Origin of the sequence: Paraburkholderia sp. EG304, assembly GCF_046543485.1 — a bacterium.
Classification (GTDB): domain Bacteria; phylum Pseudomonadota; class Gammaproteobacteria; order Burkholderiales; family Burkholderiaceae; genus Paraburkholderia; species Paraburkholderia youngii.
Window position 1 is genome coordinate 1 of record NZ_JBKGUA010000354.1, and the last position, 431, is coordinate 431.

Annotated in this window: 1 protein-coding gene; it reads left to right on the top strand. The window is 51.0% G+C overall.

Annotated features, from left to right (window positions below; all coding sequences use genetic code 11):
- Positions 1-61 precede the first annotated feature (61 nt).
- On the top strand, positions 62-431 hold a 370-nt coding region (locus tag ACLFKU_RS44250), incomplete at its 3' end, for a prolyl oligopeptidase family serine peptidase (protein WP_410853458.1).

Consider the following 431-nt stretch of genomic DNA (forward strand, 5'->3'; position numbering starts at 1 on the left):
TCACGTCCCAAAGTCATTCACAACCACAACAGAGCCCCTTACCCAGTTGGGTTTTATCGTTGTGCAAATCGACGGAATGGGCACTAACAACCGTTCACGCCTTTTCCATGACGTCGCGTGGAAGAATTTGAAAGATGCAGGCCTTCCCGATCGCATTCTGTGGCATAAGGCGGCTGCCTCTCTATATCCCTGGTACGACATCTCGAATTTGGGAATCTTCGGTACATCAGCTGGCGGCCAGAACGCCATTGATGCACTGCTATTCCATTCGGACTTCTATAAGCTTGCGGTAGCCAACAGTGGTTGCTATGACAACCGTATGGACAAGATATGGTGGAACGAACAGTGGATGGGCTGGCCCGTCGGCATTGAATACTCACAGTCCTCCGCCATCGACAATGCCGACAATCTGCACGGCAAACTTATGCTTG